We start from the raw sequence: 5,114 nt of genomic DNA, 5'->3' as shown, positions 1-5,114 counted from the left end.
TCGAAGAAGGCCGACTGGGACCTCGGGATGAGCCTCGACGCCGTCTCGCTCGCGAGCCACGTCGACACCGTCGTCCTCTGTACCGGCGACGGCGACTTCGCCCGGCTCTGCTCGCACCTCCGCCACGAGGGCGTCCGCGTCGAGGCGATGGGGTTCGGGAACTCCGCCGCCGACGAGCTGATCGAGGCCGCCGACGAGTTCGTGGACCTCGCCGAGGACGAGGAGACGTTCCTGCTTTAGGCGGCGTCGGCCCCCGCCGAGTTCGGTCCGCCCAGCAGCCCCGCGATCGTTCGGTCGACCGTCTCTGCGGCCGCCTCTACCTCCCGGATCCGGACGTACTCGCGCTCCGAGTGCGCGACCGCGCCCGCGTCGTCGGCGAGGTCGCCGGGGCCGAACACGACCGTCGGCGCCGGCGCGAAGTACGACGCCTCCGTCGCCGCGCCGAAGGGGCGCGCCGCCCCGCCACGGTGGGCCGGAAGCCCGGTCGAGTCGGCTGCCGCTCGCGCCGCGTTCGCGACGGTTTCGACAAGTTCGTGGCCGGGGTCGGTCGAGAACGCTTCGAAGAACGGCGACTCCCGGTCGGTCAGCGCGACCTCGACGGCGACGTCGTCGGGGGCCCGCGCCCGTACCGCGGCCGCGAGCGACGACCGGAACCCCTCGGCCGTCTCCGGCGGGACGCTCCGCCGGTCGACGGTGATCGCGCAGTCCGCGGGGACCTGGTTCGTCGCCCCGCCGCCCTCGATGACCGTCGGCGTGAGCTTCGGCGCGCCGAGCTGGGGGTGTTCGTCCGCGTCGTCGTCGAACGTCCGAACCGCGGCCAGCGCGCCCTCGGCGGCCGCGACCGCGTTCGCGCCCGCGAGCTCCGCGGCGTGGGCGGCGACGCCCGACAGCTCGACGGTTCCCTGAAACCGCCCCTTCGCGGCGGTACAGGCGTCGAGCCCGGTCGGCTCGCCGACCAGGAACAGGTCGCCGTCGAGCCGGTCCTCGGTCCCGGGGAGCCGCCCCGTCAGCGCCGCCGCCCCGAGCGACAGCGCCTCCTCGTCGGGCGTGAGCGCGAGCGTCAGTCGGCCGCGCTCCGGCTCGGCCGCGAGGAATCCGGACAAGAGCGCCGCGAGCGGCCCCTTCGCGTCGCAGGCGCCGCGCCCGCGGATCACTTCGGTGGAAGGGCCCGCCGACGCCGCTCCGCCTCGCTCGTCCCCGCTGGCTTCCGCCCGCTCGAACGGGACGTGCGGCGTCACCGTGTCGAGATGGGTGTTTAACACGAGGTCCGGCCCCGCGTCCGGCGCGGGCGACCGCTTCTCGGCGAGCACGCAGCCGCCGGCGACGACCGCGCTCTCGACGCCGGACCGGTCGAGTGCCTCGACGACCAGCTCGCGGGTCTCGTCGACGGACTCGTGGGAGGGGGTTCGGACCGCGCGTTCGAGGAAGGAGACGGGGTCGAACGACGGCGAACTCATCGCGGGTCTGCCGGCAGCGCGCCGGAGAACTCGTGGGCGACGGGGCCGGTGAGCGTCGCGTGGCCCGCGTCCGGCACCGTGATCTCTAAATCGCCGCCCGGCGGGCGGCTCACGGCCGACTCGCCCTCGATCAGCCCGAGCCGACGGGCGGCCGCGACGATCGCGACCGCGCCGGTACCGCACGAGCGGGTCTCCCCCTCGACGCCGCGCTCGAAGGTGCGCTGGTCGAGGACCGCGGGGCCGTCGCCGCTCCCGTCGTCGACGACCGCCGCGAGGTTCACGTTCGCGCCCTCGGGGAAGACGTCGGCGTGCCGGACCGGCGGGGCGGCAGATTCAAGATCGACCGCGTCGATGCCGTCGGGGTCGTCGCGGCCGCCCCCGACGAACGCGACCGCGTGCGGGACGCCCGTGTTGACGGCCGTGACGGTCAGCCCCGCGACCGGTTCGTCGATCAGGGGGTCGTCGCGAGCGACCGGGACCTGGCGGGGGTCGAACGTCGGCTCGCCCATCTCGATGGTCGCGGCGGTCGCGTCCGCGTTCACCGAGGCGCGCCGCGTCCCCGCCTGCGTGTCGATCATGAACTCGCGGTCGCCGGTCCGGTCGTGGGCCCACAGCGCGACGACGCGCGCGCCGTTGCCGCACATTGTCGCCGTCGAGCCGTCGGGCTGGACGAGCGTCATCACGACGCGGGTCGGGTTGAACCGCTCCTCGACACTCAAAAAGAGGACGCCGTCGGCGCCGCGCCGACCGACGTTCCCGTCATGGTCCGCGGCGTCCCCCTCGGGTCCGGCGCCGAACTCCGCGCCGTCGACGCCCGTCTCGCGGTCGCAGTGAGCGCGCGCGAACGCCGCGCGGTCGCCGACGCTCTGCGCGCTCGCGTCGACGACGAGGAAGTCGTTGCCCGTGCCGTGGTACTTCTCCACCGGGACGGCGTGAGTGCTCATCGGTCGCCTCCCGTTCCCGGATCGACCGGTGACCCCGGCCGGTCGGCCGCCCGCTCGGCCGCCGTCACGTCTGCGAGGCTCTCCCGGCGTCGGGCGACCGTCGCGGTTCCGTCGTCAAGCGCGACCTCCGCCGGCCGCGGTCGTGAGTTGTATTGGCTCGCCATCTCGTATCCGTACGCGCCCGCGACCCCGACCGCGAGGAGGTCCCCCCGAACCGGCTCGGCGAGCGCTCGGTCCTTGCACAGGGTATCGCCGGTCTCACAGATAGGTCCGGCGACCGTGACAGGGGTTGCCTCCCGCTCGCCGGGGGCCGGCGAGTCGGCCCCGTCGGCCCCGCGCCCGCCGCCGAGGTTGCGGATCGGGTGATACGCGTCGTACATCGCCGGGCGCAGCAGGTCCGTCATGCCGGCGTCGACGCCGACGACGCGCTCGTCGGGCGTCAGCTTCACCGTATTCACGCGCGTCAGCAGGACGCCCGCGTCGGCGACGACGTACCGGCCGGGCTCGATCGCGAGGTCGACGCCCGCGGGCAGCGGCGCGACGGCCTCGCGGGTCGCCGCGGCGACCGCCGGGAGGTCGAGCGGTGGCTCGTCCTCCTCGTAAGGGACGCCGAACCCGCCGCCGACGTCGACGTAGTCGAGGTCGATGGGGGCCGCGTCGCGCTCGGGGTCCGCGAGCTCTCGCGCCAGCTCGCCCATCCGCGCCACCAGCTCCCGGTGGCTGTCGAGCTGGTCGGGATCGATTCCGGAGCCGGCGTGGGCGTGAATCCCGACCACGTCGAAGCGCTCGGCGGCCGCGCGGGCCGCGTCGGCGGCGCGGTCGTACGGGATCCCGAACTTCGCCGCGCCGCCGGTCCGGACCTTCTCGTGGTGGCCCGCGCCGACGCCGGGGTTCACCCGGACGCAGACCCGACCGTCGTAGCCGCGCTCGGCGAGGCGGTCGAGGGTGTCGACGGCACCGACGGTGACCGTGAGGTCCGGCTCCGCCTCGGCGACCCCGACGACGTAGTCGAGGTCGCGGGCGGGGGGGTTGACCGCGGTGTAGTGGAGGCGTTCCCCGCCGAAGCCGGCCGCGAGCGCGCGGTCGACCTCGCCCGCCGAGGCGCACTCGGCGTCGAGGCCGGCGTCGCGGACGGCCTCCAAGACGGCGCGGCCGGTGTGGGCCTTAACGGCGTACCGCACGTCGGCGTCGGGGAACGCCGCGAGCAGGCGCTCGCAGTTCTCGCGCACCCGGTCGAGGTCCTGCACGTAGAGGGGCGTGTCGTGCTCGGCCGCGATCTCGGCGAGGCGCTCGGCGTCCCAGTCGCTCACGCGGCGGACGTGAGCGTTTCCTCCCGCGTCCGTTACGCCCGCCTCGGAGTCGCTCATTCGCGGAGCGCGTCCTCCCGCCGCGTCGCCTCTAAGGTGTCCTCCTCGACGTGGGTCGCGACGACCGCGGGCTTGTACGCGCCGCCCTCGAACAGCTCGTGGTCGCCCACGGACGACTCCACCATCCGGGTGAACGCCCGGCGATCGGCCGGGAGATGCCCGTAGATCACTTCCTCCTCGACGAGGTCGTAGACGGGAATCCGCGGCGTCAAGAGGGTGTTCTCGCCCACGATCGAGTTCTCGCCGACACGGAAGCCCGAGGTGACGCGGCAGCCCGCGCCGAGCGAGACGCCGTCCTCGATCACGACCGGCGCGTCCTCGACGGGTTCGAGGACGCCGCCGATCAGCGTGTTGGCGCCGAGCTTGACGTTCTCGCCGAGCTGCGCGCAGGAGCCGACGGTGTCACAGGAGTCGACGAGGGTGCCGTCGCCGACGTGCGCCCCCATGTTGACGAACGAGGGGCTCATCATGATGCAGTCGCTCCCGAGGTACGCGCCGCGGCGGATGGCGGTGCCGTCGGGAGTGTTCCGCGTGCCGCGCTCCGCGAGGTCGTCCGTGTCGCGCAGCGGGAGCACGTCGTAGTAGGTGACGCCGCCGTACTCGCGGGGTTCGGTCTCGCGCAGGCCGAAGTTCAGCAGGATGCCCCGCTTGACCCACTCGTTGGCCGCCCACGTGGTCACGTCGTCGCCGGTCTTCTCGGCGGCGCGGACCTCGCCGGCCTCCAGCGCGGCGAGGAACTCGTCGATCACGGCCGCGTCCGCGTCGGTCGCGTCGGCGGCGGTCAACCCCTCCTGATAGCGGTCCCACAGGTCGGATACGTCGGATTCGAGCGTCATTGAGTAGTGTATGGATGAGTGTCGGTATTTATTCGTCGATATCCGAATGTCTCTTGATTATCCGAGTCAGTCGCTCCCGGCGTCGAGCACGTCGTCGAACCCGTACCAGCCGGGGTCGCGGCCGGCGAGCCAGGCGGCGGCGTCGAGCGCCCCCTCGGCGAACACCCCGCGGTCGCCGGCGCGGTGCGTGAGTTCGAGCGTCTCGCGGTTCCCGGCCACGAGCACCTCGTGCTCGCCGGTCACGTCGCCCGCGCGCCGGGCGTGGACCCCGATCTCGCCGGCCTCGCGCGGCGCGTCGCCCTCGCGGCCGTGGACGCGCTCGTCGAGGTCCTCGCGGACGTCCTCCACGTCGTCGAGGATCGACTTCGCGGTGCCCGAGGGGGCGTCGCGCTTTCCGTTGTGGTGCGTCTCGGTCAGCTCGACGTCGTAGCCGGGGAGCGCGGCCGCGGCCTCCCGGACCGCCCGGCGGAGCGCGGCGACGCCGCGCGCGAAGTTCGACGCCTTGAGCAC

6 protein-coding genes are annotated in these 5,114 nt (G+C 73.9%); 1 reads left to right on the top strand and 5 read right to left on the bottom strand.

Features of this window, described 5'->3' with window-relative positions; translation table 11 throughout:
* Positions 1-240 (top strand): NYN domain-containing protein (locus SD626R_RS03600; RefSeq protein ID WP_141651419.1); only part of this gene is annotated, 240 nt, incomplete at its 5' end.
* On the opposite strand, the gene SD626R_RS03595 is transcribed toward SD626R_RS03600, so the two are convergent.
* The 5 genes from SD626R_RS03595 to dapB all read right to left on the bottom strand — a co-directional run.
* Positions 237-1,457 (bottom strand): M20/M25/M40 family metallo-hydrolase, encoded by a 1,221-nt coding sequence (locus tag SD626R_RS03595; RefSeq protein WP_092563601.1) that lies wholly within the window; start codon positions 1,455-1,457, stop codon positions 237-239. The two genes, SD626R_RS03600 and SD626R_RS03595, sit on opposite strands and share 4 nt — an antisense overlap.
* Positions 1,454-2,401: a diaminopimelate epimerase gene (dapF, locus tag SD626R_RS03590; RefSeq protein WP_092563598.1), complete on the bottom strand. Its 948-nt coding sequence runs from the start codon at positions 2,399-2,401 to the stop codon at positions 1,454-1,456. Before dapF ends, SD626R_RS03595 begins: the two co-directional genes overlap by 4 nt.
* Positions 2,398-3,768, bottom strand: coding sequence for a diaminopimelate decarboxylase (lysA, locus tag SD626R_RS03585; RefSeq protein WP_092563595.1), 1,371 nt, complete (start codon positions 3,766-3,768; stop codon positions 2,398-2,400). Before lysA ends, dapF begins: the two co-directional genes overlap by 4 nt.
* On the bottom strand, positions 3,765-4,604 hold the full coding sequence (locus SD626R_RS03580) for a 2,3,4,5-tetrahydropyridine-2,6-dicarboxylate N-succinyltransferase (RefSeq protein ID WP_092563592.1): 840 nt from the start codon (positions 4,602-4,604) through the stop codon (positions 3,765-3,767). The genes lysA and SD626R_RS03580 overlap by 4 nt, the downstream gene beginning before the upstream one ends.
* A gap of 66 nt (positions 4,605-4,670) precedes the next feature.
* The coding region (dapB, locus tag SD626R_RS03575) for a 4-hydroxy-tetrahydrodipicolinate reductase (protein ID WP_092563589.1) at positions 4,671-5,114 on the bottom strand (444 nt) is incomplete at its 5' end.

Source organism: Halorubrum sp. SD626R (assembly GCF_001261915.1).
Classification (GTDB): Archaea; Halobacteriota; Halobacteria; order Halobacteriales; family Haloferacaceae; genus Halorubrum.
Note: the sequence above shows the minus strand (reverse complement) of the source record. Positions and strands in the feature narration are given on the sequence as shown.

Bases quoted from the DNA above. Each gene is read 5' to 3' on its own strand.
- SD626R_RS03595 (WP_092563601.1), bottom strand. From the start codon at position 1,457: ATGAGTTCGCCGTCGTTCGACCCCGTCTCCTTCCTCGAACGCGCGGTC.
- dapF (WP_092563598.1), bottom strand. From the start codon at position 2,401: ATGAGCACTCACGCCGTCCCGGTGGAGAAGTACCACGGCACGGGCAAC.
- lysA (WP_092563595.1), bottom strand. From the start codon at position 3,768: ATGAGCGACTCCGAGGCGGGCGTAACGGACGCGGGAGGAAACGCTCAC.
- SD626R_RS03580 (WP_092563592.1), bottom strand. From the start codon at position 4,604: ATGACGCTCGAATCCGACGTATCCGACCTGTGGGACCGCTATCAGGAG.